Origin of the sequence: Sedimenticola selenatireducens DSM 17993 (assembly GCF_000428045.1) — a bacterium.
In the GTDB taxonomy this organism is placed as follows: domain Bacteria; phylum Pseudomonadota; class Gammaproteobacteria; order Chromatiales; family Chromatiaceae; genus Sedimenticola; species Sedimenticola selenatireducens.
Map to the genome: position 1 here is coordinate 214,558 of NZ_KE386617.1, position 23,143 is coordinate 237,700.

Consider the following 23,143-nt stretch of genomic DNA (forward strand, 5'->3'; position numbering starts at 1 on the left):
TGGGAATGGCGTGGCGCTGAACAGTAAAAAGGTCTGGAAAAACCGGCAGGTTCTTTCATGGGGACTCTATGACTGGGCAAATTCCGCCTTCGCCACAACGGTGATGGCGGGATTTTTCCCACTGTTCTTTAAACAGTATTGGGCTGCCGACCTGGCTGCCGGCGATAGCACCTTTCTGCTAGGCAGTTTCAATGCCCTTGCCAGTATGGTGGTTGTGCTGCTGGCTCCACTCCTGGGTGCCATTGCCGACAGCAGCAGTGCCCGCAAACGTTTTTTGCGCTACTTCGCCATGATGGGGGTTGTGATGACCGGTGCCCTCTACCTCGTCGCAGCCGGCGGCTGGATGATGGCGCTGATGCTCTATGCAATGGCGGTGATCGGTTTTTCCAGCGGTAATATTTTCTATGACGCCCTGCTGCCGGAGGTGGCAGATGAGTCTGAATTGGATGTGGTGTCATCGATTGGTTTTGCTCTGGGTTATCTGGGTGGCGGTATCCTGTTTGCCGTTAATGTCTGGATGACGCTCAATCCAACACTGTTTGGTCTGGCCGATGCAGCGGCGGCAGTGAAGGTTTCATTCCTGATGGTGGCGATCTGGTGGGCGGTGTTCACCATTCCAGTGCTGTTGTTCGTGCCGGAGCCGGTGACTGTCAGGCCTGTTGGTTGGTTGGCGAGTGTCAGGGCCGGTGCGCAACAACTCCGATACACCTTCTCAAAGTTGAAACTGCTGCGTCAGACCGGGCTGTTCCTGGTCGCCTACTGGCTTTACATCGACGGCGTGGATACCATCATCAGAATGGCGGTGGATTATGGTCTTGCGCTTGGTTTTGATGCCGATGGGTTGATTGTAGCACTGCTGATTACCCAATTTGTCGGTTTTCCCGCCGCCATACTGTTCGGCCATCTGGGCGAGCGTTTTGGTCCCAAGCAGGGTATTTTTGTAGCTATCGGCATCTATTTGGTTATTATCCTCTGGGCCTATCAAATGGATCAGGTGTGGGAGTTTTATCTGCTGGCGGTGGCTATCGGCCTGGTCCAGGGGGGCATCCAGGCGCTGAGCCGGTCATTCTATGTTCGCCTGATTCCACGGGATAAGCCGGCCGAGTTTTTCGGTTTCTACAATATGCTGGGAAAGTTCGCGGCAGTACTGGGTCCGCTGATGATGGGTGTGGTCAGTGTGGCGACGGGAAGCCCCAGGCTATCAATCCTCTCGGTGGCAGTGCTGTTTGTTGCCGGCGCCTTGTTGCTTAAACGGGTCGATGAAACAGCAGGGAGAGCCCAGGCCCGGTTGCTTGAAGAGTGAGTGATGCATTTTGTTATCCTTCTGGTTCTGTTGATCCTGCTTATTCTTGGGCCCCAATGGTGGGTCAGGTCGGTACTGTCCCGGTATAACAGGGAAGACCGGCGGTTTCCCGGTTCAGGAGGTGAATTGGCGCGCCATCTGCTGGACCGACTTTCCCTCGAGCAGGTCAATGTTGAGGAGACGTCCGGTGGACAGGGTGACCACTATGACCCGGAATCCCGTTGCGTCAGATTGACCCCGGAGAATCTGCATGGCCGATCATTAACGGCCGTGGTAACGGCCTCACATGAAGTGGGGCATGCCATTCAGCATGCCTTGGGATACGGTCCCTTCCGCTGGCGTATGCGTCTGGTGAAAATCGCGCTGGTTGCGGAACGTCTGGGTTCCTTTTTACTGTTCGCCGTCCCGGTGTTGACCCTGATCACCAAGGCCCCCGGCGCCGGTGTGCTCATGTTTCTGGCGGCGGCAGCTACCTTGGGTGTCGGGTTGCTGGTGCAATTGATAACGCTGCCGGTTGAGTGGGATGCCAGTTTTGCACGCGCCATGCCGCTTCTGGAGTCCGGCTATCTGGATAAGACCCAATTACCTGCCGCCAGGACCATTCTGCGTGCCTGCGCCTTTACCTACCTGGCGTCATCCCTGGCGGGTCTGCTCAATTTCTGGCGTTGGATGCGTCTCCTTCGGCACTGAGTGGCATGCACTGTCGTGAGACGGGCGGCTACAAGCCTCAGAGCGGATCATGACGTACTAGTAGCAGGTCTGAACCATCTGCCATTTTTTCGCCTTTTAGCCGTTTATGCGCTGTCAATTCTTTGTCGCATCCCGGTTAAATATCATAACAACATGAAAATAAAGAGAAATATAACCGATTAATAAGTGGTATGCCTATTGCATGAGTCGGATTGGTTATCTGAGAGGAATAGCTTGTGGCAAAACAACAGGAAGATGAAGATCTCGATCTCGGCGCTGAAACCGGCGGCGGATCAAAAAAGAAACTGATGATCGTCATAGCCGGCGTGACCCTGCTATTGATGATAGGTCTGGGTGTCGGCTGGTTTCTGATGGATGGTGAAGAAGCCGCGGTAGAGGATGTGCAAGAGGAGGTGGTCGAGGAGCAGCTTCCGGCTATCTATCATCCGCTGAATCCGGTTTTTGTGGTCAATCTGCCCCCGGGCGGCAAGGCTAAAATGCTGCAGATTGGTGTGCAGGTGATGGCGCGCGACCCTGCCCTGGTTGAGTTTATTAAGCACAATGATCCGATGGTGCGGCATAACCTGTTGTCGCTGTTTGGCAATCAACAGGACGCCGCACTGCGTGACCGAAAAGGCAAAGAGAAGCTCCAGGCGGAAGTCTTCAAGATGATTAACCAGATACTCAAGGATCAGAAGGCGGCGGGCGAGATCGAGGCCGTTTTCTTTACCTCCTTCGTGATGCAATAAGATTATGGCCGCCAGTGACCTACTCTCACAAGACGAAATCGACGCGCTGCTGCATGGCGTCGATGACGGTGACATAAATACCGATGCGGATGATCTGCTGGACGGTGAGGCCCGCTCTTATGATTTCGCCAGTCAGGACAGGATCGTTCGTGGGCGTCTGCCGACGCTGGAAATGGTGAACGAGCGATTTGCCCGTTATTTTCGTACCAGCCTGTTCAATATGCTGCGTCGTTCGGCTGATATCTCCGTGTCAGGCGTTCAGATGCTCAAGTTTTCCGAGTTTGTCCATAGCCTGTTTGTCCCGACCAGCTTGAATCTGGTAAAGGTTGCCCCGTTGAAAGGGAAAGGGCTCTGCGTGCTGGATCCAAAACTGGTTTTCAGCGTCGTTGACAATTTTTTCGGCGGCAGTGGCCGTTTCCACACCAAGATCGAGGGTCGCGACTTTACACCGACGGAGTTGCGCGTGGTTCAGATGCTGCTGAATCTCGCGTTTGCCGATCTTCATGAAGCCTGGAAGCCGGTACTGCCTCTGAAATTTGAGTGCGTCGGATCCGAGGTCAATCCCCAGTTTGCCAATATCGTGAGCCCTTCCGAGGTGGTGGTGGTCACCTCGTTTCATATCGACCTGGAGGCCGGTGGCGGTGATATGCATATCTGCATGCCCTACTCAATGATTGAACCAATCCGGGATCTGCTGGATGCCGGTGTGCAGTCGGACCGTGGGGATAAGGATGAACGTTGGGTCATTGCGCTGAAGGACGAGATTATGGGTGTGTCAGTGGAACTCTCAACGATATTTTGTGAAACCACCCTGAGCATGAAAGAGCTTTCTGAACTGAAAAAAGGGGATGTGATACCGATGGATATCCCCCAGGTGGTTGAAGTGGCGGCGGCGGATGTGCCGATCTTTTCCGGCAGGGTGGGTGTCTCGGATGGAAACTACGCAATCAAGATCGAAAAATGGATAGACCCACCAAAACATATAGGACTGCAGGATCTGCTGAATGAATCCTGATCAACGGTTTTCAGTTAGGACAATATCATGAGCAATATAGAGAAAGACCCGAACGAAGCATTGGCCGATGAGTGGGCTGCCGCGCTGGAAGAGCAGGATGAGGTGATCCCCGCTTCAAGTGGTATGGCTGCGGATACGGCACAGTTTCAGGAATTGACCGCTGAATCCAAAAAGGGCAACGGGGGGGAGGTTCAGCTGGATGCCATCCTGGATGTGCCGGTTACCATCTCCATGGAGATTGGCCGGACACAGATTTCAATACGAAATCTGTTGCAGCTGAATCAGGGCTCGGTGGTTGAATTGGATCGTCTCGCCGGCGAACCAATGGATGTGCTGGTCAATGGTACGCTGATCGCCAAAGGTGAAGTCGTGGTGGTGAATGAGAAATTCGGTATTCGCCTCACTGACATTATCAGCCCTGCCGATCGGGTTCGGAGGCTCGGCAGATGAGATTGCCGGTGACCCTCATTGGCCTGCAATGGGTCTTGATGCCACTGATGGTTCAGGCCGATGTGGAGAAACCGGTGACACCTGCGCTGGCGACGTCACCATTGAGCGGTGGCGTACTACTGGAAACGGCCGGTGGATTGTTGCTGATTCTGGTGTTGATTTTTGCAACTGGCTGGCTGTTGCGCCGGTTTGGCCGGTTACCGATGTCCTCCAGGGGAGATATTACAGTACTGAGCGGCGTCTCCCTTGGTCCACGCGAACGGGCGGTTCTCCTGCGCGTCGGTGACACCCGGTTATTGGTGGGTGTGGCGCCGGGCAGGGTTCAGACACTCCATGTGCTGGATGATACAGGTACAGGGAATGAAGCTGCTGAGCAGTTTTCCGGTCAGCTGAAATCAGAGATGGCGGAGCAGGGGAAATGATGGAGCTGTTGCGGTTTTCACTGCTGCTACTGATTTCGTTGTTGCCTGTTGCCGCAACTGCGGCTCCGGGCGTGGATGCGCTGACGGCAACACCCAATGTGGATGGCGGACAGACCTACAGCCTGAGTATTCAGGTGTTGTTCCTGATGACAGCCTTGACCCTGCTGCCGGGCGCATTGTTGATGATGACCTCATTTGCCCGCATCGTTATCGTCCTGGCTATCCTGCGGCAGGCACTGGGTACCCAGAGCACACCATCCAACCAGATCATGATTGGTCTGGCGCTTTTTCTGACGATATTCATCATGATGCCGGTATTTCAGCAGGTTTATGATCAGGGTGTGCAACCTTATTTGGAAGAGCAGGTCACCGGTACCCAGGCGCTCGAGCGGGCCGCCGTTCCGATGCGGGGTTTCATGTTGGGACAGACCCGTGAGAGTGATCTGGCGCTGTTTGCCCGTATCGGTAATTTTGCTGATTTCGAGTCGCCCGATGCGGTGCCATTTTCCGTGCTGTTGCCGGCATTTGCCACGTCTGAACTGAAGACCGGGTTTCAGATCGGTTTTCTGATCTTTATCCCTTTTCTGATCATTGACCTGGTGGTGGCCAGTGTACTGATGTCGATGGGTATGATGATGCTGTCGCCACTGATCATTTCACTCCCGTTCAAAATCATGTTGTTTGTACTGATCGATGGATGGGCGCTGCTGTTTGGCACCCTGGCTTCCAGTTTCCAGGTATAGCGGAGAGACAGGGTGACTCCAGACAGCGTACTCGATATCGGTCAACGGGCATTGGAGGTAACGGTTGCCCTGGGTGCCGTGCTGCTGATCCCCGCCCTGGCGGTTGGCCTGCTGGTGGCGATGTTTCAGGCGGCGACCCAGATCAACGAGATGACCCTGAGCTTCATTCCAAAGCTGATCATTGTAGTAGTGGTCTTGATGATGACCGGCCCATGGATGCTGCAGGTTATTATCAACTTTACCGTCACCCTCTTTGAGGGCATACCGGATTTTATCGGTTAGCCGCACGGTGCCCTGATGCTATTTACCGATACACAACTACAAACCTGGCTGGCGGCTTTTTTCTGGCCCTTCGTGCGAATCGGGGCACTCATGGTGTCGGCGCCTGTGTTCAGTTCCCGTCAGACGCCACTATTGTATCGAATCGGTTTTGTATTGGTGCTGACCTGGGTATTGGTGCCGGTTATCCCGCCTTCACCTGTGGTGGATGCCTTCAGTGATGAAGCGTTCATCATTCTGCTGCAACAGATTCTGATCGGTGTGGTCATGGGCTTCATCCTGCAGATGGTGTTCGCTGCCCTGATCTTTGGGGGACAGGTCATCGCCTACAGCATGGGGCTTGGTTTTGCCTCCATGGTTGATCCGCAAAACGGTGTGCAGGTGCCGGTGGTTTCTCAGTTCTACCTGATTTTGGCGACCCTGCTGTTTCTGGTGCTGAATGGACATCTGGTGCTGATCGAGATGTTGGCGCAGAGTTTCCACACCTTTCCGGTGGCGATGACCGGTATCAGCCAGAATGGATTGTCGGAGATTATCGGCTGGGCCAGTCGGATGTTCAATGCCGGGCTGCTGATGGCCTTGCCGGTGGTGGCAGCGCTGCTGTTGGTCAATCTCGGTATGGGCGTCATCGGAAGGGCTGCCCCGCAACTGAACATTTTCGCGGTGGGTTTTCCCATGTCGATTCTGATTGGCTTCATGCTGCTCTGGATCACCCTGCCGGATGTCATGAGCAATTTTGCCGAACTGCTGGAAGAGGGCCTGGCCCTGATCCAGCATCTGCTGCTGATTGCGGGGTGATGCATGGCAGAGAATGAAGATGGTCAGGAGAAGACAGAAGAACCGACATCGAAGCGGTTGGATGATGCCAAAAAGAAAGGCCAGATCGCCCGTTCCAAAGAGCTGAACACCATGGCAATCACCCTGATTGGAGGCATGGCCCTGGTGGGGATGAGCGGTAGCCTGGGCCAGGGACTGGTCAAGATTATGAGCAGCAATCTGACCATCCCCAGAGAGGAAATGTTTGATGTAATGGCGATGACCCGTCGGCTGGTTTCCAGTATTCAGGACGCCCTGCTCATGCTGGCGCCTTTTTTTGCAGTCGTGGTCGTGGTCGCGGTACTCAGTTCTATCGCCCTGGGTGGTATGGCATTCAGTGCCCAGGCAATGACGCCGAAACTGAGCAAGATGAATCCCCTGAAGGGGCTGAAGCGACTTTTCTCCATCAAGGGGTTGATTGAGCTCGCCAAGGCGATGGCAAAGTTTTTTCTGGTAGGTGGTGCTACCGCGCTGGTGTTGTGGCTCACCCTGGATTCGTTCATCAATCTTAGCGGCATGGGGCTGGAGCCGGCGATCAGGGAACTGGTCAATCTGGTCGGTTGGGCATTCGTGCTGGTCTCATCCACCCTGATACTTGTTGCCGCCGTGGATGTGCCGTTTCAGATCTGGGATCACAAGAAACAGCTGAAGATGACCCGGCAGGAGATCCGCGAGGAGATGAAGGATACCGAGGGTCGCCCCGAGGTGCGCGGACGGATACGCCAGTTGCAGCGCGAAATGGCAACCCGGCGGATGATGGATGAGGTGCCAAAGGCGGACGTGATCGTCACCAACCCGACCCACTATGCGGTGGCACTACGCTATAACCAGGCGCGCATGAACGCCCCGGTAGTGGTTGCCAAGGGTACCGAGCTGGTGGCCGCCAATATCCGCCGGGTCGGCACGGAGCATGCCGTGCCGATTATCGAATCGCCGATGTTGGCGCGTGCCATCTATTTCCACACGGAACTGGGTGAGGCGATACCGGCCGGTCTCTATCTTGCCGTGGCCAAGATACTGGCCTACGTATTTCAGCTCAAGGCCTATGTGCCAGGGCAGGGCAAGAGGCCAGCGGAGCCTGGTGAGTTACAGATACCTGACGAATTGAAGGTGCCTGAGTGATCTGTCTGGAGTTTGGATAATGGATGCAACTGCAATCCTGAACAATGTAAAGGCCTCCGGTATCCGTGGACTCGGCGCGCCGATGGTGCTGGTGATGCTGCTGGTCATGGTAGTGATCCCGCTGCCCCCGCTGGCGCTGGATATCTTCTTTACCTTTAACATTGCACTTTCGCTGATTGTCGTGATGGTGGTGGTCTACACCCTGCGGCCGCTGGAATTCAGTGTCTTTCCCAGCCTGCTGCTGGTCGCGACACTGCTGCGTCTGGCGCTGAATGTCGCTTCCACTCGCGTGGTGTTACTGGAGGGGCATCAGGGCGGTGATGCCGCCGGTAAGGTGATCGAGGCGTTTGGTGCCTTTGTTATCGGCGGCAACTATGCAGTCGGCCTGGTGGTGTTTGCCATCCTGGTGATTATCAACTTCGTGGTGGTCACCAAGGGCGCCGGTCGTGTTTCAGAAGTGAGTGCCCGGTTTACGCTGGATGCCATGCCCGGCAAGCAGATGGCGATTGATGCCGATCTCAATGCCGGGTTGATTGATCAGGATGAGGCCAGGACGCGCCGTGAGGAGGTGGCCCAGGAGGCTGACTTCTACGGAGCGATGGACGGTGCCAGCAAATTTGTTCGGGGCGATGCGGTTGCCGGTATTCTGATCCTGTTTATCAATATCATTGGTGGCCTTGCCATCGGCATGCTGCAGCATGATCTTGATCTGTCCACGGCACTCCGCTTTTATGCCCTGCTGACCATTGGTGACGGCCTGGTGGCGCAGATCCCATCACTGCTACTCTCCACCTCGGCGGCCATTATTGTCACCCGGGTCGCCTCTTCAAAGCAGGACATGGGCGGGCAGATTGTCAGCCAGCTGTTCACCAATCCCAAGGCGCTGATCATCACCGCGGTGGTGCTGGGTATGATGGGCATTATCCCCGGCATGCCCAACTTCGCCTTCCTGACTTTGGCGGCTCTGGCGGGTGGCGGTGCCTGGTGGATACTGCAGCGTCAGCAGCGAGAACAGGCCGCGCCGGTGGTTGAGCCCATGCCTGAACCAGCGCCCGCCCCGGAACAGAAGGAGCTGACCTGGGATGATGTGCAGCCGGTGGATATCATTGGTCTGGAAGTGGGCTATCGCTTGATTCCCCTGGTGGACAAGAATCAGGGTGGCCAGTTGATGAACCGCATCAAGGGTGTGCGTAAAAAACTGTCCCAGGAGTTGGGTTTCCTGATCCAGCCGGTGCATATTCGGGACAACCTCGATCTCAGTCCCGGCGGCTACAGGATTTCGCTGAATGGTGTCGTCATCGGTGAGGCGGAGATCTATCCGGATCGTGAGTTGGCGATCAACCCCGGTCGGGTTTTCGGTACTTTGCAGGGCGTGGCCACCACCGATCCGGCGTTTGGTCTGGAGGCTGTCTGGATCGACGCCGCGCAGCGGGATCAGGCGCAGACGCTTGGCTATACCGTGGTGGATGCCAGTACCGTCGTCGCCACCCACCTGAGTGAAATACTGCAATCCCATGCCCATGAGCTGATCGGTCACGAAGAGGTGCAGCAGTTGATGGAGGTGCTCGGACGAAGCGCCCCCAAGCTGGTGGAGGATCTGGTGCCTGCGATCCTGACACTGGGGCAGCTTTTGAAGATTCTTCAGAACCTGCTCGCGGAGGGCGTGGCCATCCGTGATATCCGCACGATTGCCGAAACATTGGCGGAGTATGCGCCGCAGAGTCAAGACCTCGGCGCTTTGACTGCCAAGGCGCGGGTTGCCCTTTCGCGCTCAATCGTTCAGCAACTTGTTGGTCCTGTTGAAGAAATTCCTGTTGTGGTATTGGATCCTGGATTGGAACAGATATTGCAGCAGACCATTCAGCCTGCCCACGATGGGGGTGTCGGGTTTGAGCCCGGCCTGGCGGAACAGCTGCAGAAAGCGCTGGCTGAAACCGCCAACCAACAGGAGACAGCAGGACAGGAGAGTATCCTCCTGGTCGCAGCGCCGATCCGTATGTGGATGGCGCGTTTTGTCAAACACAGCGTACCAGGCATGAGCGTGCTCTCCTATAACGAGATACCGGACAACCGCAAGATCAAGGTGGTTGCCACGGTGGGCAGGCCAAGTGCAGAAACATAAGGCAGCCACTGCTAAACGATCGGACACTTCAGAATGGCGATGTAAACAAGCCGTTTGATCGGGAAGCTGGCTGCGGGGAAAGTCAGGTATGAAGATTAAACGCTTTTTCGCACCGGATATCAGACAGGCATTACGACAGGTTCGTGAGGCACTGGGCTCCGATGCGGTCATTCTGTCGAACAAGAAGGTCGATGGGGGAATTGAGCTGGTGGCGGCCATTGACTATGACGCCGCGGCTTTCACTCCCTCGCCGGCGCCACAGCCAAAACCTGCACTCAGCCCGGTGCAACCGCTCCGCCAGAAGAGGACGCCAGCTCCTGTGGCAGACGAGCCGGCCTCGACCGTGGCCTCTGTTTCAAAGCTGAAGGAGCAGGTGATACCCAAGGTGGAGTGGAGCCAGGACCCGGTGCTGGTAGAGATGCGCCAGGAGATGAAGGCGTTACGCCGCATGATGGAGAATGAACTCTCCGGCCTGAGCTGGCGTGAGATGGGTGATCACAGACCGGAAACCCGGGACCTTTTCAGAAAACTGATGGGACTATCGATCAGTCCCGATATCTGCAGCCAATTGGTGGAGAGTGTCACCGATGTCACCAGCGCCGATCAGGCCTGGAGAAAGGCGCTCTATTATCTCGCCACAAAGATGGAGACGGTCGGGGATGATCTGCTTGAGCAGGGGGGCGTGTTTGCCCTGATCGGCCCTACCGGGGTCGGCAAGACCACCACGGTGGCGAAACTGGCGGCCCGCTTTGCCCTGCGTCACGGCACCCATCAGATAGCACTGATATCCACCGACAACTACCGTATCGGTGCCCAGGAGCAGTTGAACACCTATGCCCGAATCCTGGACGTGCCGGTGCGCTCGGCGGGTACCCGCGAAGAGTTGGCGGTTGCTCTGAACGGCCTGACAGGCAAGCGATTGATCCTGATTGATACGGCGGGTATGAGCCAGCGCGATGTTCGACTCAGCGAACAACTCTCCATGCTGGACGTGGCCGGGCAGGGCGTGCGCAGCTTTCTGACCCTGTCCGCCGCAACCGACAACTCCTCGCTGGAACAGACGATCAGTGCTTTTGGCGCGGCCAGGCCTGAGGCCTGCATACTCACCAAGGTTGATGAGGCCGGTTCGCTTGGTGGTGCTCTGTCGGCACTGATACACAAGGAGTTACCCCTGGCGTTTGTCGCAGACGGCCAGAAGGTGCCGGAGGATCTGCATCTGGCCCGTTCACACACCCTGGTCAGCAAGGCGGTAGCCTGCAGCACCGGGGGGGGAGAGTATTCCGATGAATACCTGGCACTGGCGCTCGGAGGTGCGAGAGCAAATGCTCATGGCTGATGCAATAACAGATCAAGCAGCAGGATTAAGACGTATGGTTCAACCTACACCCGTACGAGTAATTGCCGTTACCGGAGGTAAAGGAGGCGTCGGAAAGACCAATATCTCGGTCAATCTGGCGGTCTCCATGGCTGAGATGGGGCGTCGAGTGATGCTGCTGGATGCCGACCTCGGACTGGCCAACATTGATGTGGTGCTTGGACTGCATCCACAGTATGACCTGTCCCATGTGTTGAGTGGTGAGCGCTCCCTTGAGGAGGTAGTGCTGCAGGGGCCTGCGGGCATCCGTGTGGTGCCGGGTGCCTCGGGTGTGCAACAGATGGCCGAATTGAGTGCGGCTGAGCATGCCGGATTGATCCGCGCCTTCAGTGATGTCGGCAATGATCTGGATGTGCTGATTATCGATACGGCGGCGGGTATATCGGATACGGTGGTCAGTTTCAGTCGGGCGGCTCAGGAACTGATCGTGGTGGTCTGTGATGAGCCGGCATCGATTACCGATGCCTACGCCATGATCAAACTGTTGAATCGGGAGTATGGTCTGGATCGCTTTCGTATCCTGGCCAATATGACGCGTACAGCCGAAGAGGGGCGCAACCTGTATAACAAGATGTGCCGTGTCACCGACCAGTACCTGGATGTTATGCTTACCTACATGGGCAGTATTCCATACGACGAAAACCTCAGAAAGGCAGTCAAATCACAAAAACCTGTGGTTCAAGCCAACCCTCGCAGCCATATTGCAAAAATATTCAAGAATCTGGCGCAAAAGGCCGATAACTGGCCTGTACCGGATGGTGCCAGCGGGCACCTCCAGTTCTTCGTGGAACGGCTGATTCAATATACAAGCCAGGGCGGGGAGATGGGCCGGTGAGTGGACTAGCGAGTTATACCGCGATTCAGGAGATGGATGCCGATACCCTGGTTAACCGGCATGCCCCGCTGGTCAAGCGTATCGCCTACCACCTGATGAATCGCCTGCCGCCCAATGTACAGGCGGATGATTTGATACAGGCCGGGATGATCGGGCTGCTTGAGGCGAGTAGAAATTATGACCCCAGCCAGGGAGCCAGTTTCGAAACCTACGCAGGGATTCGTATTCGTGGCGCAATGCTGGATGAGATCCGGCGCAGCGACTGGACGCCCCGTTCCGTGCATCGAAAGGCGAGGATGGTAGCGGATGCCATGCGCTCTATTGAAAATGAGCAGGGACGTGATGCCCGGGACGTGGAAGTGGCGGAAGTGCTGGATATGAACCTGGTTCAGTACCATCGTATCCTGCAGGATGCGGCGGGCTGTCGGATCTTCAGTATTGAAGAGCTGCAGGCAGTGGGTGAATTGCCCATTGACGGCGGTGACAGTCAGGCGGGGGGGCTGTTTGACGGCATGCAGAAGGATGCCTTTAAAAAGGCCCTGGCAGAGGCGATTGCCGGCCTGCCGGAGCGGGAGAGATTGGTAATCGCACTTTATTATGATGAGGAGATGAACCTGCGAGAGATTGGGCAGGTTCTTGGAGTTAGCGAATCAAGGGTATGCCAGATACACAGCCAGGCCACCCTGCGGTTACGCGCCCGCCTTGCAGATTGGTTATCCGATGCAGATGAGCTCTGATCGGTCTATGAAAACGAATAACGGCATCGAGTTTGGAGGTTGCCTTGAATAAAAACATGAAGATTCTCATTGTGGACGATTTTTCCACAATGCGACGGATTATTAAGAATCTGCTTCGGGATCTGGGATTCACCAATACCCAGGAAGCGGACGATGGTAATACCGCCTTGCCCATGTTGCAGTCAGGTAACTTTGATTTCCTGGTAACGGACTGGAATATGCCGGGCATGACCGGGATTGATCTGCTGAAAGCGGTGCGGGCAGACCCCAACCTGGTCAAACTTCCGGTGTTGATGGTCACTGCCGAATCGAAGCGTGAGCAGATCATCGAGGCGGCCCAGGCGGGAGTCAATGGCTATGTAGTCAAGCCATTTACCGCGGTGACGCTGGAAGAGAAGATCAGCAAGATTTTTGAACGTGTAGGCAGCTAACCGGCAGCATGACGAATCGGTCTGGAGAAATAAATGGACAACGATGAACGTCTGATGCTGGCGAAGCAGCTGGTAGAGCATCTGGAGGCAGGGAATGAAGCTGAAGCGACACATGTCAGTTCCCTTCTTACCGAAGGTGTCGAGAGCAAACTGTTTCTGGAAGTTGGGCGCTTGACCCGTGAGTTGCATGAAGCGATCAATGAGTTCCTGCTTGACCCGCGCATCAATGAAATGGCCCAGGTGGAAATCCCGGACGCCAGTGAGCGACTCACTTATGTGATTACCATGACCGAGAAATCGGCTAATACCACGCTAGGTGCGGTCGAGGCAGGGCTGCCCCTGGCGGATGATCTGGGTGTGAAGGCGCGCGCCATATCGGAACAATGGGAGCGGTTTTGCAATCGTGAACTTTCTGTCGATGACTTCAGGGAATTGAGCAGGGAACTGGGCGGCTTTCTGGCATTGACCACCGAACGGTCGAAACAGCTGCATGGTCATCTGACCGAAGTGCTGATGGCGCAGGATTTTCAGGATCTGACCGGACAGATTATCCGGCAGGTGATTACCCTGGTGCATGATGTGGAAGACAAGCTGGTGCAGCTGGTTCGGATATCCGGCTCAAAGTTGCCGGAAAAACAAAAAGATGCAAAAAAACTGGAGGGGCCGGTCATCCCCGGCATTGACCAGGGTGACACGGTCAGTGGACAGGATGATGTGGACGACCTGCTATCCAGTTTGGGCTTTTAGAGGTGTCGAAGCATGGCCATTGATATGGATGACGAGATCCTGCAGGACTTTCTGGTTGAGGCCGGGGAGATACTCGAGCAGCTGAATGAACAGTTGGTGGATCTGGAGCAGCGTCCTGACGATTATGATCTGTTAAACGCGGTATTTCGCGGCTTCCATACAATCAAGGGCGGTGCGGGGTTTCTGAGTATTGACCCGCTGGTAACCGTCTGCCACCGGGCGGAAGATGTATTTAACATATTGCGCCAGGGGCAGCGGCGAGTGGATGCGGCACTCATGGATGCCGTTTTGCAGGTACTGGACGTGGTGAACGAGATGTTTGCCCGGGTGCAGTCTGGTGAAGAGCCGGATGAGGCCGACCCCGGACTGATCGAGACGCTGCATCAGCTTGCCATCCCTGAAAGCGAGGCGGTTGCAGAGTCTACAGTCCAGGCGGTGGAACCGGTTGTCGTAGCAGAACCGGAACCAGAGCTGGAATTTGCCACTGCGGAACTTGAGGAGACAGCGACAGCATCCGCATCAGGGTCGTTTCCCGATCCCGCTCTCGGCGGTGATGACATCACGGAAGAAGAGTTTGAAAAGCTGCTCGATCAACTCCACGGAACCGGTAAGCACGGCGGGACGCCAGCACAGGCCCCTGCAGCAAAACCGGCGCCGGCTTCGCAACCGCTGGCGGCGGGCAGTGATGATATTACGGAAGATGAGTTTGAGGATCTGCTGGACCAGTTGCATGGCAAAGGTCAGTTTGGCGGTCTGCCTGCAACAGGTGAACAGACATCCGCTGTGGTTGCCCCCCAAGCGGCGGCTACCGAATCCGATGATATCACCGAAGAGGAGTTTGATGCGCTTCTCGATGAATTGCATGGCAAAGGCAAATTTGGCGCGATCAATGGTTCGGCGGAAGCCGCGAATAAGCCTTCCGGTGCGGTAGTCGGAAAACCGGAGTCTGCGGCAAAGCCAGCGGCCTCGTCTGAAAAACCGAAGCCGACTATCAGCCGGCCGGCCCCGGCCAAAGCACCCGAAAAAACGGAAAGTGCGCAAGCACAGGCGCGCAAGTCCCCTCCTGCCGCAGCAGAGACCACCATCCGTGTCGATACCGCCAGGCTGGATGAGATCATGAACATGGTCGGTGAGCTGGTGCTGGTGCGAAACCGACTCGAAACCCTCAAGGCCAAACTGGGGGATGAAGAGGTTGCCACAGCGGTAGCCAACCTGGACGTAGTGACATCCGATCTGCAGAACTCGGTAATGAAGACCCGGATGCAGCCGGTGAAAAAGGTGTTCGGCCGTTTTCCCCGTGTGGTCAGAGATCTGGCGCGCAGCCTCAAGAAAGAGATCGATCTTGAACTGCATGGCGAGGAGACCGATCTGGACAAGAACCTGGTCGAGGCGCTGTCTGATCCCATGGTGCATCTGGTGCGCAATGCTGTCGATCACGGTATCGAGAGCCCGGACGAGAGAGAGGCCGCCGGAAAACCGCGCAAGGGTAAGGTGGTACTCTCCGCTGCCCAGGCCGGCGACCATATCCTGTTGACCATCGCCGACGACGGCAAAGGCATGGACCCCAATGTGCTGCGTCGTAAGGCGGTTGAAAAAGGCATGATGGATGAAGAGGCGGCGGCCCGTCTGGACGACAAGGGTTGCTATAACCTGATTTTTGCGGCTGGCTTTTCGACCAAGACCGAGATTTCCGATGTGTCGGGACGGGGTGTCGGTATGGATGTGGTCAAGACCCGTATTGCCCAGATGAACGGTCAGGTGGAGATCGACTCCGAATATGGCAAAGGTAGTCTGATTACCATCAAGCTGCCGCTGACGCTGGCCATTCTGCCGACTCTCATGGTAGTGCTGGGCAAGCAGCCGTTCGCGCTGCCGCTGGCCAGTGTGGTGGAGATATTCAATCTCGACCTGAAGCGCACCAACGTGGTGGATGGCCAGCTGACCATCATGGTGCGGGAGCGTGCACTGCCGCTCTTCTATCTGCATAAATGGCTGGTTCCCGGTAGTGCCCGGGGAAACCGGGAAGCGAGTGGACACGTGGTGGTGGTCACCGTGGGGAATACCCAGGTCGGCCTGGTGGTGGATCACCTGATCGGTCAGGAGGAGGTAGTGATCAAACCGTTGGGAGCACTGCTGCAGGGATTGGATGGCATGGCAGGCGCCACCATCACGGGCGATGGAAATATTGCCCTTATTCTGGATATTCCTGGGCTGATGAGAAAATATGCCCGTCGCTGACCGGAATTACCAGAGCTGTCCTCTGTCCGCAGCCGGTAATCTGCGAGTAACACGGTAATGATTGCCTCCAAGGTCCGTGTGCTGGTGGTCGACGATTCTGCCTTCTTTCGCAGAAGGATCGCCGCCATGCTGGGCAATGATCCGATGATCGAGGTGGTCGGCTTCGCCGGTGACGGCCGGAGCGCCATTATCGAGGCCCGTAGACTGAAACCCGATGTCATCACCATGGATGTGGAGATGCCGGTGCTCGATGGTATCAGTGCGGTAAAGCGCATCGTGGCGGAAAATCCGATACCGATCCTGATGTTTTCATCACTCACCCATGAAGGTGCCAAGGCCACGCTGGATGCCCTGGAAGCGGGAGCGGTGGATTTTCTGCCGAAACAGTTTGACAGCGCCACCAACCGGGAGGCCTCAACACTACTGGCGCGTCGGGTGCTGGCGATCGGTACGCGCGGTGTTACCCGCCGGCTTGGGACTATCATAAAACCACAGCCGGTCGCCAGGCCTGTCGAGCAGAGAGCCGTTGTTCCGATCCATAGAGGCAGTTACAAACTGGTCGCGATAGGAGCGTCGACCGGCGGTCCGGTAGCTATTCAGACTTTACTCGCTTCGCTGCCGGCGAACTTTCCCCTGCCGATTATCATTGTTGTGCACATGCCGGCCAGTTTTACCCCGGCCTATGCGGAACGGCTTGATTCCCAGTGCTCCATCACGATCAAAGAGGCGGCGGACGGGGATCTGCTGCGACCCGCGCATGCCTATCTCGCGCCGGGTGGAAAACAGATGGTCCTGGAGCGCCGTGGCGAGGGTACGGTGATCCGGATCAAGGAGAGTACCTCGGATCAGACCTATCGCCCCTGTGTTGATGTAAGCCTTGGCTCGGCGGCGCGCCTGATGCCGCGCGATGTGCTGGCAATCATCCTGACCGGCATGGGTGCCGATGGAAAACAGGCGGCACGGGCGCTCAAGGAGGGCGGTTCAACCGTCTGGTCGCAAAGTGAAGAGAGCTGTGTGGTCTATGGCATGCCTCAGGCGGTTGAAAAGGCGGGGCTGTCCGATCGCGTGCTCAACCTGGCGGATATCGGACCCAGTCTGATCAAGGCGGTGTAGTGTGGATTATCTGAGCATAGTCGGCATGATCATCGCATTCGGCGCCATTCTGGGCGGCAATGCGCTGGAAGGTGGGGATGTCGGCGCACTGGCCAACGGTCCGGCGCTGGTCATCGTGTTCGGCGGTACCATCGGTGCCATCATGCTACAGACACCCATGGTGGTGTTTCTGCACGCCCTGCGTTCTGCCGGGAATGTATTCAGACCACCGCGACAAAAGCTGAATCCCACTATCAAGAAGCTGGTTGACTGGAGCAATATCGCCAGGAAAGAGGGGCTACTTGGATTGGAGGAGATTGCCGAAAAGGAACCTGACCTGTTTATCCGCAAGGGCATGCAGTTGCTGGTGGACGGCAGTGAACCCGAAGTGATCCGCAATATTCTGGAGGTGGAGATAGAGACCCGTGAACATCATGATCTCCAGGCAGCGAAGGTTTTTGAAGGTATGGGGGGCTTTTCGCCCACGATCGGGATTATCGGCGCGGTGATGGGGCTGATTCACGTCATGCAGAATCTGGCTGATCCCAGTAAGCTGGGCAGCGGTATTGCCACGGCATTTGTGGCTACAATCTATGGCGTCGGCTTGGCAAACCTGTTTCTGCTCCCATTCGGTAACAAGTTGAAGGCGCTCGCCTTTAGCCAGACACATTATCGGGAGATGGTGGTTGAAGGCATCGTGTCCATCGCTGAAGGGGAGAATCCGCGCAATATCGAATCAAAGCTTCAGGGATATATCATCTGATGGCGCGCAGAAGACGGCATGAAGAGCACGAAAACCACGAACGGTGGCTGGTCTCCTATGCCGACTTTATCACCCTGTTGTTTGCCTTTTTTGTTGTCATGTACTCGATTTCATCGGTGAATGACGGCAAGTACCGGGTGCTGTCGAATACCCTGACGGAAGCCTTTGTCGCCCCGGTACGCAGCAGCGATCCCATACAGGTTGGGGAAGAGTTGCGTAGTCTGACACCGCAGATGGGTGAACCTGTCGTGCCGGCACAAAATCCGCCCGCATCCATTCCTTCGGATACCTTGTCCGAGGAGATGAATGGCACCTCGATCGTTGATATCCGCACTTTGGACTCGGTAGAAAACGAACTTTCCCAGGCGCTGCTGGAATATGTTAATCAGGGGCTGGTCAATGTGACCCGCACTGATCGGGGTGTTGAGGTGGAGATGAAGAGCAGTATGCTCTTTGAAAGCGGCAGTGCCAGGCTCTCCAGGGAGGCCCTGAAGGCGTTGCGGAATGTGATCCTCATCGTTAAACCATTACCCAATATGATCAATGTGGAGGGGCATACTGACAATGTACCGATCAGTACCATCAGTTTCCCATCCAACTGGGAGCTTTCAGCGGCTCGCGCGGCCAGTGTGGTGCACTATTTTGCCAAGTTGGGTGTCGCCTCGGAGCGGATGGCCGCTATCGGCTACGGTGAGTTCCGTCCACTTTCCAGCAATGATTCCGTCGAGGGAAGAAGGAACAACCGACGGGTCAACCTGCTGATAATGTCGCAACAGATGACGGACGGAACCGAATACACGCCGGAATCCACAAGCGGGGGTGGAGGATGAAAGTCTGGACCATCGCCAATCAGAAGGGTGGGGTGGGAAAAACCACCACGGCGGTTACCCTGGGCGGTCTGCTCTCGGTGTGGGGATTTCGTACGCTGCTGGTGGACATTGATCCACATGGTTCGCTAACCAGCTATTTCCGCTATGACCCGGATGTCATTGAAGAGAGCACATACAGCCTGTTTCAGGCGGCGGCCGAAAAAAAGCCTATCGACCCCGCTACCCTGTTGTACCAGACCGGTACCGAGGGATTGCAACTGTTGCCTGCATCGGTAGCCCTGGCAACGCTGGACCGACAGGCGGGGCGTATGGAAGGGATGGGGCTGGTGCTCAAGCGGGCTTTTGAATCACTATCAGGACAATTTGACTATGTGATGATCGATTGCCCACCGATGCTGGGCGTACTCATGGTCAACGCGCTGGCCGCCTGTGAACGGCTGGTTATCCCGGTGCAGACGGAATTTCTTGCACTGAAAGGCCTGGAGCGTATGCTGCATACGTTGAAAATGGTACTCAAGTCGAGGACAACACCACTCCCGTACACCATCGTACCCACCATGTTTGATCGCCGCACCCGGGCCTCGGTGGATAGTTTACGCGTACTCAGGGAGACATACCGACAGCACATCTGGAGCGGCGTTATCCCGGTGGATACCCGTTTTCGGGAGGCGAGCAAGGTGGGTTTGCCGCCGCCGGTGGCGGACCCGAGGGGTAAAGGTGTGGAAGCATACACGGCGCTGCTTGAACTGCTACAGAGTGAGGCGATATCAATGCCTGTCCCGGGTGTTGCACGATGAGCACGGATCCGAACAAGCCCAAGGCGGTATTGCATGCCCCGGAGCAGGCGATCGATACTTATCTGTCCGCCTTGCTGAGTGAGGTGGAAGAGTACCAGGAGACGCCGAAACAGACGCCGACGGCTCCTGTTCAGGAACAGCCGAGGCTGGCACAGGTGGTGGAGATCCGCCAGGGAGTCCATGCGGAAGCCCCGGTTCAGCCGCCGCCGGCTATAGAAACCGCTCAGACGGTCGATACAGCAGTAGAGATACCCGAAGAGCAGCCGGGTGAAACTGCCGAGATTGTTCCGGACTGGGGGGCATCAAGGTTCCAATGCCTGCCTTTCAAGGTCCGCGGTATGAACCTGGTGGTACCACTTATGTCGCTCTGCAGTATCTCCGAGTGGGATCAGGATCTGACGCAGATTCCCGGTCAGCCCGACTGGTATATGGGGGTGTTTGTACATCGGGACCAACGTGTTGTGGTCATCGATACCGCCCAACTGATCATGCCTGAGCGTCTGGAGAAAGTGTCCGAGAGGCGACAGCGTGGCAGCCATGTACTGATAGTCGGGGATGGCCGCTGGGGACTGGCTTGCGATAGCCTGCAAAGCCCGCTGACACTGGGGAAAGATGATGTTCGCTGGCGCAGGGGAGAGGGTTACCGTTCCTGGATGGCCGGCACGGTCATTGACCAACTGAGTGTACTGCTCAATGTCGATGCATTGTTGGATATGGTTGGGCATAAATAATGCTGTTAATTTCAGTATTGCCCCAAGGGTGTCATGAAATTGACATATAATTTTGGTGAAGCAGAGGTACGGCCATGACTACTCGCGTTGCCGAGGGTTCAGCAAATGATCCGGTTTATCAACTGGTTACATTCCGTCTGGAAGATGAGACCTATGGCATCAATGTGATGCATGTACAGGAGGTGCTGCGGGTTACGGAGATAGCTCCGGTACCCGGAGCTCCCCCCTATGTGCTGGGGATCATTAATCTGCGTGGCAATGTCGTTACCGTAATCGACACCCGCAGCCGCTTTGGGTTACCCCCGGGGGATATCGATGAAGCGAGCCGGATTGTGATTATTGAATCCGAGATGCAGGTAGTCGGCATTCTGGTGGATAGTGTTGCCGAGGTGGTTGAGCTGCGCGGATCGGAGATCGATTCAGCGCCGAATGTTGGCAACGAAGACAGTTCCAAGTTTATCCAGGGCGTTGCAACACGTGAAAACGATCTACTGATTGTGGTGGACCTGAACAAGTTATTGAGCGAAGAAGAGTGGGATCAGGTCGGTATGTTCTGATATAAACGGTACCAGGAGGTGAACCATGTCGGAAATCAGCCAGCCAACACCAGTCAAGCCAGCCTGGCCAGTGCGGCGTGATGAATCCAGGCAGAAGCGCACCGGGTCCGAGTCGCAGGACAAGCAAAAGAAGAAAAAACTCCCCCCGGAGCCGACAGGCGATGGGGGAAAAAAATATCCACAAATCGACGATTACGCCTGATTGACCTGTTATGGAAATCATTTCGCTTGTCTCACTTCTCCTGGCAGCGGGGGCAATTACAGCCTTGCTCCTCGTTGGTATTCGTCTCCGTGATTCCACTAAACGGTTGAAAGAAGTCGAGGCGCAGGTCCACTCCCTTACTGAAAATCTCAATGCGCTCTGTTCCGGCGCGGTGGGCGTTGACCAGCGGGTCAGCAACCTTGAACGCACCGGACGTGATCTGGCACATAGACAGGAATCCATTGAATCAAGTCAGCCGGATCGTCCCTATGGGGAAGCGATTCAAATGGTCCAGCAGGGTGCCACTGCCAGCGTGCTGGTGCAGGAGCTGGGATTGAGCAGAAGTGAAGCTGATCTGGTAGTGATGCTGCACGGCTCGAAATAACAGTCGGTCTGAGCCGGCATCTCTTCCGGCTAAAGATAAACCCCTCCATGTACATTCCGTAGCGGCTTCATGGGGGTAGAATGGGCAATAATCCCCCCTCCCTGTACAGCTCTTAACCATTTCAGTTGCGATATCAGCCATGCGAATTAATAGCTTGTGTGAACCAGTCGACTTATTGAATGCCAAGGCGTTCCGGGCGGTTTGGGAGGCTGTCGATAGCCGTAATGGGATTGCTGTACCGCTTTGCAGATAAACCAGCCGGAATGGTGTTTCAACCCTTGTTTCTTACTGATGATATGTCCAGACTTGCTTTCAGAGGGTGAATTCCGGGCAGAAAAATGAGGTGGAATCATGGGCAGATTATACGGTTCAGAACATACCGGTTCTAAAACTCTGGTGGGTCTTATCATGCTGGCAACGGCATCAACCACCGCTATGGGTACCACACAGTCTTATCAATCAATTCCGGCCGGAAACGGATTGCCTGTTATCACGTCTCACCTGCAGGAGAGCGCGGTGATAGCGAAATCTAAAGCCGTGACACGGCTGCCGTTCTGTACACCGGGCTTTAGCTGCAACGCCCCGGTAAACCAGGCCGCGCGCGTCAGCCGCTACGAGGCCTTGAAGTTTGCGCTGCTGATGGGTACCGGCGCTTCCCGCTGACCCTGCCGTTGCCAAACGATGCCGCTCCTCGCTGTCGGGGTTTTGCTCTCAATTATTAGTCAGTAAAACCCCGACGTTCGGCAATAGCTTCAGAAATCGCACCTTCCCCGATTATTCGCACGTCCACAAATATTCGCTTCTTTTCCTTTCTGTCGAGCCAACTCCCTTATCGGAGTCGAAATTCCTGCAGTCGTCGTGCTTCTGTTACACTGATACAGTACGTAACGGGCAGGGCGGTCGTCCCTGTAAATGCTATTAGACGCGAGAGATGACCAAGATATCGGGGGTATTTATGCGGCAGAAACAGGTTTTTTCCGCATTTCTGTTGGGTGTGGCACTCCTCGGTGGGGCTGCCCATGCGGACTGGAAGTCCTGGCTCAAATCGGCCAAGGAAGCGGTAGACAAGAGTGATACATCCACTGCTACCACCGCGCTGAGCAATGAACAGATAATTCAGGGGCTTAAAGATGCCTTGAGCGTTGGCACCGAGAAGGCGATTGCCCTGCTCGGCCGACCGGGGGGCTACCTGAATGATGCCCAGGTGAAGATCCCGCTCCCTGACGGACTGAAAAGTGTGGCCAAAGGACTCAGGGCTATTGGTCAGGATGAGCTGGTGGATGAGTTTGAGACCACCATGAACAGGGCGGCGGAAAAAGCGGTTCCTGAAACTGTCTCGATCTTTGGCGACACCATTCGGCAGATGTCCCTGGAGGATGCCCGGGGCATTCTTAACGGTGGTGATACCGCAGCGACCGAGTATTTCAAGAACAAGGGGAGTGGCCGGCTGAGTGAAGCCATTCTGCCCATCGTACAGGAGGCTACCAAGCAGGCCGGCGTAACCTCTTCCTATAAGGATCTGGTGGGGCAGGTGGGTTTTTTGGGTTCCTATGTGGATATGGACTCGCTGGATCTGGACAAGTATGTGACAGCCAAGGCGCTGGATGGCCTGTTCCTGAAGTTGGCTGAGCAGGAGCAGCTGATTCGAAACGACCCGGTTGCCCGAACCACGGACATCCTGAAAACGGTGTTTGGCAGCCTGGGTAAATAGT

Annotated in this window: 27 protein-coding genes; all 27 read left to right on the top strand. The window is 55.9% G+C overall.

What is annotated here, in order from left to right:
- Window positions 1-10 precede the first annotated feature (10 nt).
- The 27 genes from A3GO_RS0121540 (at window position 11) to A3GO_RS0121670 (ending at window position 23,142) form a co-directional block, all read left to right on the top strand.
- The gene (locus tag A3GO_RS0121540; RefSeq protein WP_029135158.1) at window positions 11-1,303 is read left to right on the top strand and encodes an MFS transporter; all 1,293 of its coding nucleotides are present in this window, start codon (window positions 11-13) and stop codon (window positions 1,301-1,303) included.
- Window positions 1,304-1,306: 3 nt separating this feature from the next.
- Window positions 1,307-1,993 (top strand): zinc metallopeptidase, encoded by a 687-nt coding sequence (locus A3GO_RS0121545; RefSeq protein ID WP_029135159.1) that lies wholly within the window; start codon window positions 1,307-1,309, stop codon window positions 1,991-1,993.
- 236 nt (window positions 1,994-2,229) lie between these two features.
- Window positions 2,230-2,742, top strand: a complete 513-nt coding sequence (locus A3GO_RS0121550) for a flagellar basal body-associated FliL family protein (protein ID WP_029135160.1) — start codon at window positions 2,230-2,232, stop codon at window positions 2,740-2,742.
- Window positions 2,743-2,746: 4 nt separating this feature from the next.
- Window positions 2,747-3,757 carry a flagellar motor switch protein FliM gene (gene fliM / locus A3GO_RS24995; RefSeq protein ID WP_037376262.1) on the top strand — a complete coding sequence of 337 codons (1,011 nt, stop codon included), beginning with the start codon at window positions 2,747-2,749 and terminating at the stop codon, window positions 3,755-3,757.
- A gap of 27 nt (window positions 3,758-3,784) precedes the next feature.
- Window positions 3,785-4,207 carry a flagellar motor switch protein FliN gene (gene fliN, locus A3GO_RS0121560; protein ID WP_029135161.1) on the top strand — a complete coding sequence of 141 codons (423 nt, stop codon included), beginning with the start codon at window positions 3,785-3,787 and terminating at the stop codon, window positions 4,205-4,207.
- Window positions 4,204-4,629, top strand: coding sequence for a flagellar biosynthetic protein FliO (fliO, locus tag A3GO_RS25000; RefSeq protein WP_051302785.1), 426 nt, complete (start codon window positions 4,204-4,206; stop codon window positions 4,627-4,629). The genes fliN and fliO overlap by 4 nt, the downstream gene beginning before the upstream one ends.
- The gene (gene fliP / locus A3GO_RS0121570) at window positions 4,626-5,372 is read left to right on the top strand and encodes a flagellar type III secretion system pore protein FliP (protein WP_245621812.1); all 747 of its coding nucleotides are present in this window, start codon (window positions 4,626-4,628) and stop codon (window positions 5,370-5,372) included. Before fliO ends, fliP begins: the two co-directional genes overlap by 4 nt.
- Window positions 5,373-5,384: 12 nt before the next feature.
- Window positions 5,385-5,654 carry a flagellar biosynthesis protein FliQ gene (fliQ, locus tag A3GO_RS0121575; RefSeq protein ID WP_029135163.1) on the top strand — a complete coding sequence of 90 codons (270 nt, stop codon included), beginning with the start codon at window positions 5,385-5,387 and terminating at the stop codon, window positions 5,652-5,654.
- A gap of 15 nt (window positions 5,655-5,669) precedes the next feature.
- Window positions 5,670-6,449: a flagellar biosynthetic protein FliR gene (gene fliR / locus A3GO_RS0121580; protein ID WP_029135164.1), complete on the top strand. Its 780-nt coding sequence runs from the start codon at window positions 5,670-5,672 to the stop codon at window positions 6,447-6,449.
- 3 nt (window positions 6,450-6,452) lie between these two features.
- Window positions 6,453-7,589 carry a flagellar biosynthesis protein FlhB gene (gene flhB / locus A3GO_RS0121585; RefSeq protein ID WP_029135165.1) on the top strand — a complete coding sequence of 379 codons (1,137 nt, stop codon included), beginning with the start codon at window positions 6,453-6,455 and terminating at the stop codon, window positions 7,587-7,589.
- Between the two features lie 19 nt (window positions 7,590-7,608).
- The gene (gene flhA / locus A3GO_RS0121590; protein WP_029135166.1) at window positions 7,609-9,711 is read left to right on the top strand and encodes a flagellar biosynthesis protein FlhA; all 2,103 of its coding nucleotides are present in this window, start codon (window positions 7,609-7,611) and stop codon (window positions 9,709-9,711) included.
- An 88-nt stretch (window positions 9,712-9,799) separates the two neighbouring features.
- The gene (gene flhF, locus A3GO_RS0121595; protein ID WP_029135167.1) at window positions 9,800-11,047 is read left to right on the top strand and encodes a flagellar biosynthesis protein FlhF; all 1,248 of its coding nucleotides are present in this window, start codon (window positions 9,800-9,802) and stop codon (window positions 11,045-11,047) included.
- 34 nt (window positions 11,048-11,081) lie between these two features.
- Window positions 11,082-11,921: a MinD/ParA family protein gene (locus tag A3GO_RS0121600; protein WP_029135168.1), complete on the top strand. Its 840-nt coding sequence runs from the start codon at window positions 11,082-11,084 to the stop codon at window positions 11,919-11,921.
- Window positions 11,918-12,658: an RNA polymerase sigma factor FliA gene (locus tag A3GO_RS0121605; protein ID WP_029135169.1), complete on the top strand. Its 741-nt coding sequence runs from the start codon at window positions 11,918-11,920 to the stop codon at window positions 12,656-12,658. The genes A3GO_RS0121600 and A3GO_RS0121605 overlap by 4 nt, the downstream gene beginning before the upstream one ends.
- 56 nt (window positions 12,659-12,714) lie before the next feature.
- Window positions 12,715-13,089, top strand: a complete 375-nt coding sequence (gene cheY, locus A3GO_RS0121610; protein WP_029135170.1) for a chemotaxis response regulator CheY — start codon at window positions 12,715-12,717, stop codon at window positions 13,087-13,089.
- A 33-nt stretch (window positions 13,090-13,122) separates the two neighbouring features.
- A complete protein-coding gene (locus A3GO_RS0121615) occupies window positions 13,123-13,836 on the top strand; it encodes a protein phosphatase CheZ (protein WP_029135171.1) in 714 nt (237 codons plus the stop codon).
- Between the two features lie 12 nt (window positions 13,837-13,848).
- Window positions 13,849-16,074: a chemotaxis protein CheA gene (locus A3GO_RS0121620; RefSeq protein ID WP_029135172.1), complete on the top strand. Its 2,226-nt coding sequence runs from the start codon at window positions 13,849-13,851 to the stop codon at window positions 16,072-16,074.
- Between the two features lie 57 nt (window positions 16,075-16,131).
- Window positions 16,132-17,187, top strand: a complete 1,056-nt coding sequence (locus tag A3GO_RS0121625; protein ID WP_029135173.1) for a protein-glutamate methylesterase/protein-glutamine glutaminase — start codon at window positions 16,132-16,134, stop codon at window positions 17,185-17,187.
- A gap of 1 nt (window position 17,188) precedes the next feature.
- Window positions 17,189-17,929: a flagellar motor protein gene (locus A3GO_RS0121630; RefSeq protein ID WP_029135174.1), complete on the top strand. Its 741-nt coding sequence runs from the start codon at window positions 17,189-17,191 to the stop codon at window positions 17,927-17,929.
- Window positions 17,929-18,759 carry a flagellar motor protein MotD gene (gene motD, locus A3GO_RS25005; RefSeq protein ID WP_051302787.1) on the top strand — a complete coding sequence of 277 codons (831 nt, stop codon included), beginning with the start codon at window positions 17,929-17,931 and terminating at the stop codon, window positions 18,757-18,759. The genes A3GO_RS0121630 and motD overlap by 1 nt, the downstream gene beginning before the upstream one ends.
- The gene (locus A3GO_RS0121640; RefSeq protein WP_029135175.1) at window positions 18,756-19,556 is read left to right on the top strand and encodes a ParA family protein; all 801 of its coding nucleotides are present in this window, start codon (window positions 18,756-18,758) and stop codon (window positions 19,554-19,556) included. The genes motD and A3GO_RS0121640 overlap by 4 nt, the downstream gene beginning before the upstream one ends.
- The gene (locus tag A3GO_RS25560) at window positions 19,553-20,287 is read left to right on the top strand and encodes a chemotaxis protein CheW (RefSeq protein WP_051302789.1); all 735 of its coding nucleotides are present in this window, start codon (window positions 19,553-19,555) and stop codon (window positions 20,285-20,287) included. The genes A3GO_RS0121640 and A3GO_RS25560 overlap by 4 nt, the downstream gene beginning before the upstream one ends.
- Window positions 20,288-20,361: 74 nt before the next feature.
- Complete coding sequence (locus A3GO_RS0121650) at window positions 20,362-20,844, top strand: chemotaxis protein CheW (protein ID WP_029135176.1); 483 nt, start codon at window positions 20,362-20,364, stop codon at window positions 20,842-20,844.
- Between the two features lie 25 nt (window positions 20,845-20,869).
- Window positions 20,870-21,046 (top strand): hypothetical protein, encoded by a 177-nt coding sequence (locus A3GO_RS26310; RefSeq protein ID WP_157606900.1) that lies wholly within the window; start codon window positions 20,870-20,872, stop codon window positions 21,044-21,046.
- 10 nt (window positions 21,047-21,056) lie between these two features.
- The gene (locus tag A3GO_RS0121660; protein WP_084610327.1) at window positions 21,057-21,431 is read left to right on the top strand and encodes a DUF2802 domain-containing protein; all 375 of its coding nucleotides are present in this window, start codon (window positions 21,057-21,059) and stop codon (window positions 21,429-21,431) included.
- A gap of 351 nt (window positions 21,432-21,782) precedes the next feature.
- Entirely contained in the window at window positions 21,783-22,094 is a 312-nt protein-coding gene (locus tag A3GO_RS0121665; RefSeq protein WP_029135178.1) for a hypothetical protein, read from the top strand.
- Window positions 22,095-22,362: 268 nt separating this feature from the next.
- Window positions 22,363-23,142, top strand: coding sequence for a DUF4197 domain-containing protein (locus A3GO_RS0121670; protein WP_029135179.1), 780 nt, complete (start codon window positions 22,363-22,365; stop codon window positions 23,140-23,142).
- The last annotated feature ends 1 nt before the right edge of the window (window position 23,143 follow it).

Excerpts from the sequence above, each read along its gene's own strand:
- cheY (WP_029135170.1), top strand. The coding sequence starts at position 12,715 with ATGAAGATTCTCATTGTGGACGATTTTTCCACAATGCGACGGATTATT.
- A3GO_RS0121615 (WP_029135171.1), top strand. The coding sequence starts at position 13,123 with ATGGACAACGATGAACGTCTGATGCTGGCGAAGCAGCTGGTAGAGCAT.
- A3GO_RS25560 (WP_051302789.1), top strand. The coding sequence starts at position 19,553 with ATGAGCACGGATCCGAACAAGCCCAAGGCGGTATTGCATGCCCCGGAG.
- fliM (WP_037376262.1), top strand. The coding sequence starts at position 2,747 with ATGGCCGCCAGTGACCTACTCTCACAAGACGAAATCGACGCGCTGCTG.
- A3GO_RS0121660 (WP_084610327.1), top strand. The coding sequence starts at position 21,057 with ATGGAAATCATTTCGCTTGTCTCACTTCTCCTGGCAGCGGGGGCAATT.
- A3GO_RS0121625 (WP_029135173.1), top strand. The coding sequence starts at position 16,132 with ATGATTGCCTCCAAGGTCCGTGTGCTGGTGGTCGACGATTCTGCCTTC.
- motD (WP_051302787.1), top strand. The coding sequence starts at position 17,929 with ATGGCGCGCAGAAGACGGCATGAAGAGCACGAAAACCACGAACGGTGG.
- A3GO_RS26310 (WP_157606900.1), top strand. The coding sequence starts at position 20,870 with ATGTCGGAAATCAGCCAGCCAACACCAGTCAAGCCAGCCTGGCCAGTG.
- A3GO_RS0121545 (WP_029135159.1), top strand. The coding sequence starts at position 1,307 with ATGCATTTTGTTATCCTTCTGGTTCTGTTGATCCTGCTTATTCTTGGG.
- A3GO_RS0121650 (WP_029135176.1), top strand. The coding sequence starts at position 20,362 with ATGACTACTCGCGTTGCCGAGGGTTCAGCAAATGATCCGGTTTATCAA.
- A3GO_RS0121670 (WP_029135179.1), top strand. The coding sequence starts at position 22,363 with ATGACCAAGATATCGGGGGTATTTATGCGGCAGAAACAGGTTTTTTCC.
- fliR (WP_029135164.1), top strand. The coding sequence starts at position 5,670 with ATGCTATTTACCGATACACAACTACAAACCTGGCTGGCGGCTTTTTTC.
- A3GO_RS0121620 (WP_029135172.1), top strand. The coding sequence starts at position 13,849 with ATGGCCATTGATATGGATGACGAGATCCTGCAGGACTTTCTGGTTGAG.
- fliO (WP_051302785.1), top strand. The coding sequence starts at position 4,204 with ATGAGATTGCCGGTGACCCTCATTGGCCTGCAATGGGTCTTGATGCCA.
- flhF (WP_029135167.1), top strand. The coding sequence starts at position 9,800 with ATGAAGATTAAACGCTTTTTCGCACCGGATATCAGACAGGCATTACGA.
- A3GO_RS0121640 (WP_029135175.1), top strand. The coding sequence starts at position 18,756 with ATGAAAGTCTGGACCATCGCCAATCAGAAGGGTGGGGTGGGAAAAACC.
- A3GO_RS0121600 (WP_029135168.1), top strand. The coding sequence starts at position 11,082 with ATGGTTCAACCTACACCCGTACGAGTAATTGCCGTTACCGGAGGTAAA.
- flhA (WP_029135166.1), top strand. The coding sequence starts at position 7,609 with ATGGATGCAACTGCAATCCTGAACAATGTAAAGGCCTCCGGTATCCGT.
- fliP (WP_245621812.1), top strand. The coding sequence starts at position 4,626 with ATGATGGAGCTGTTGCGGTTTTCACTGCTGCTACTGATTTCGTTGTTG.
- fliN (WP_029135161.1), top strand. The coding sequence starts at position 3,785 with ATGAGCAATATAGAGAAAGACCCGAACGAAGCATTGGCCGATGAGTGG.
- A3GO_RS0121665 (WP_029135178.1), top strand. The coding sequence starts at position 21,783 with ATGGGCAGATTATACGGTTCAGAACATACCGGTTCTAAAACTCTGGTG.
- flhB (WP_029135165.1), top strand. The coding sequence starts at position 6,453 with ATGGCAGAGAATGAAGATGGTCAGGAGAAGACAGAAGAACCGACATCG.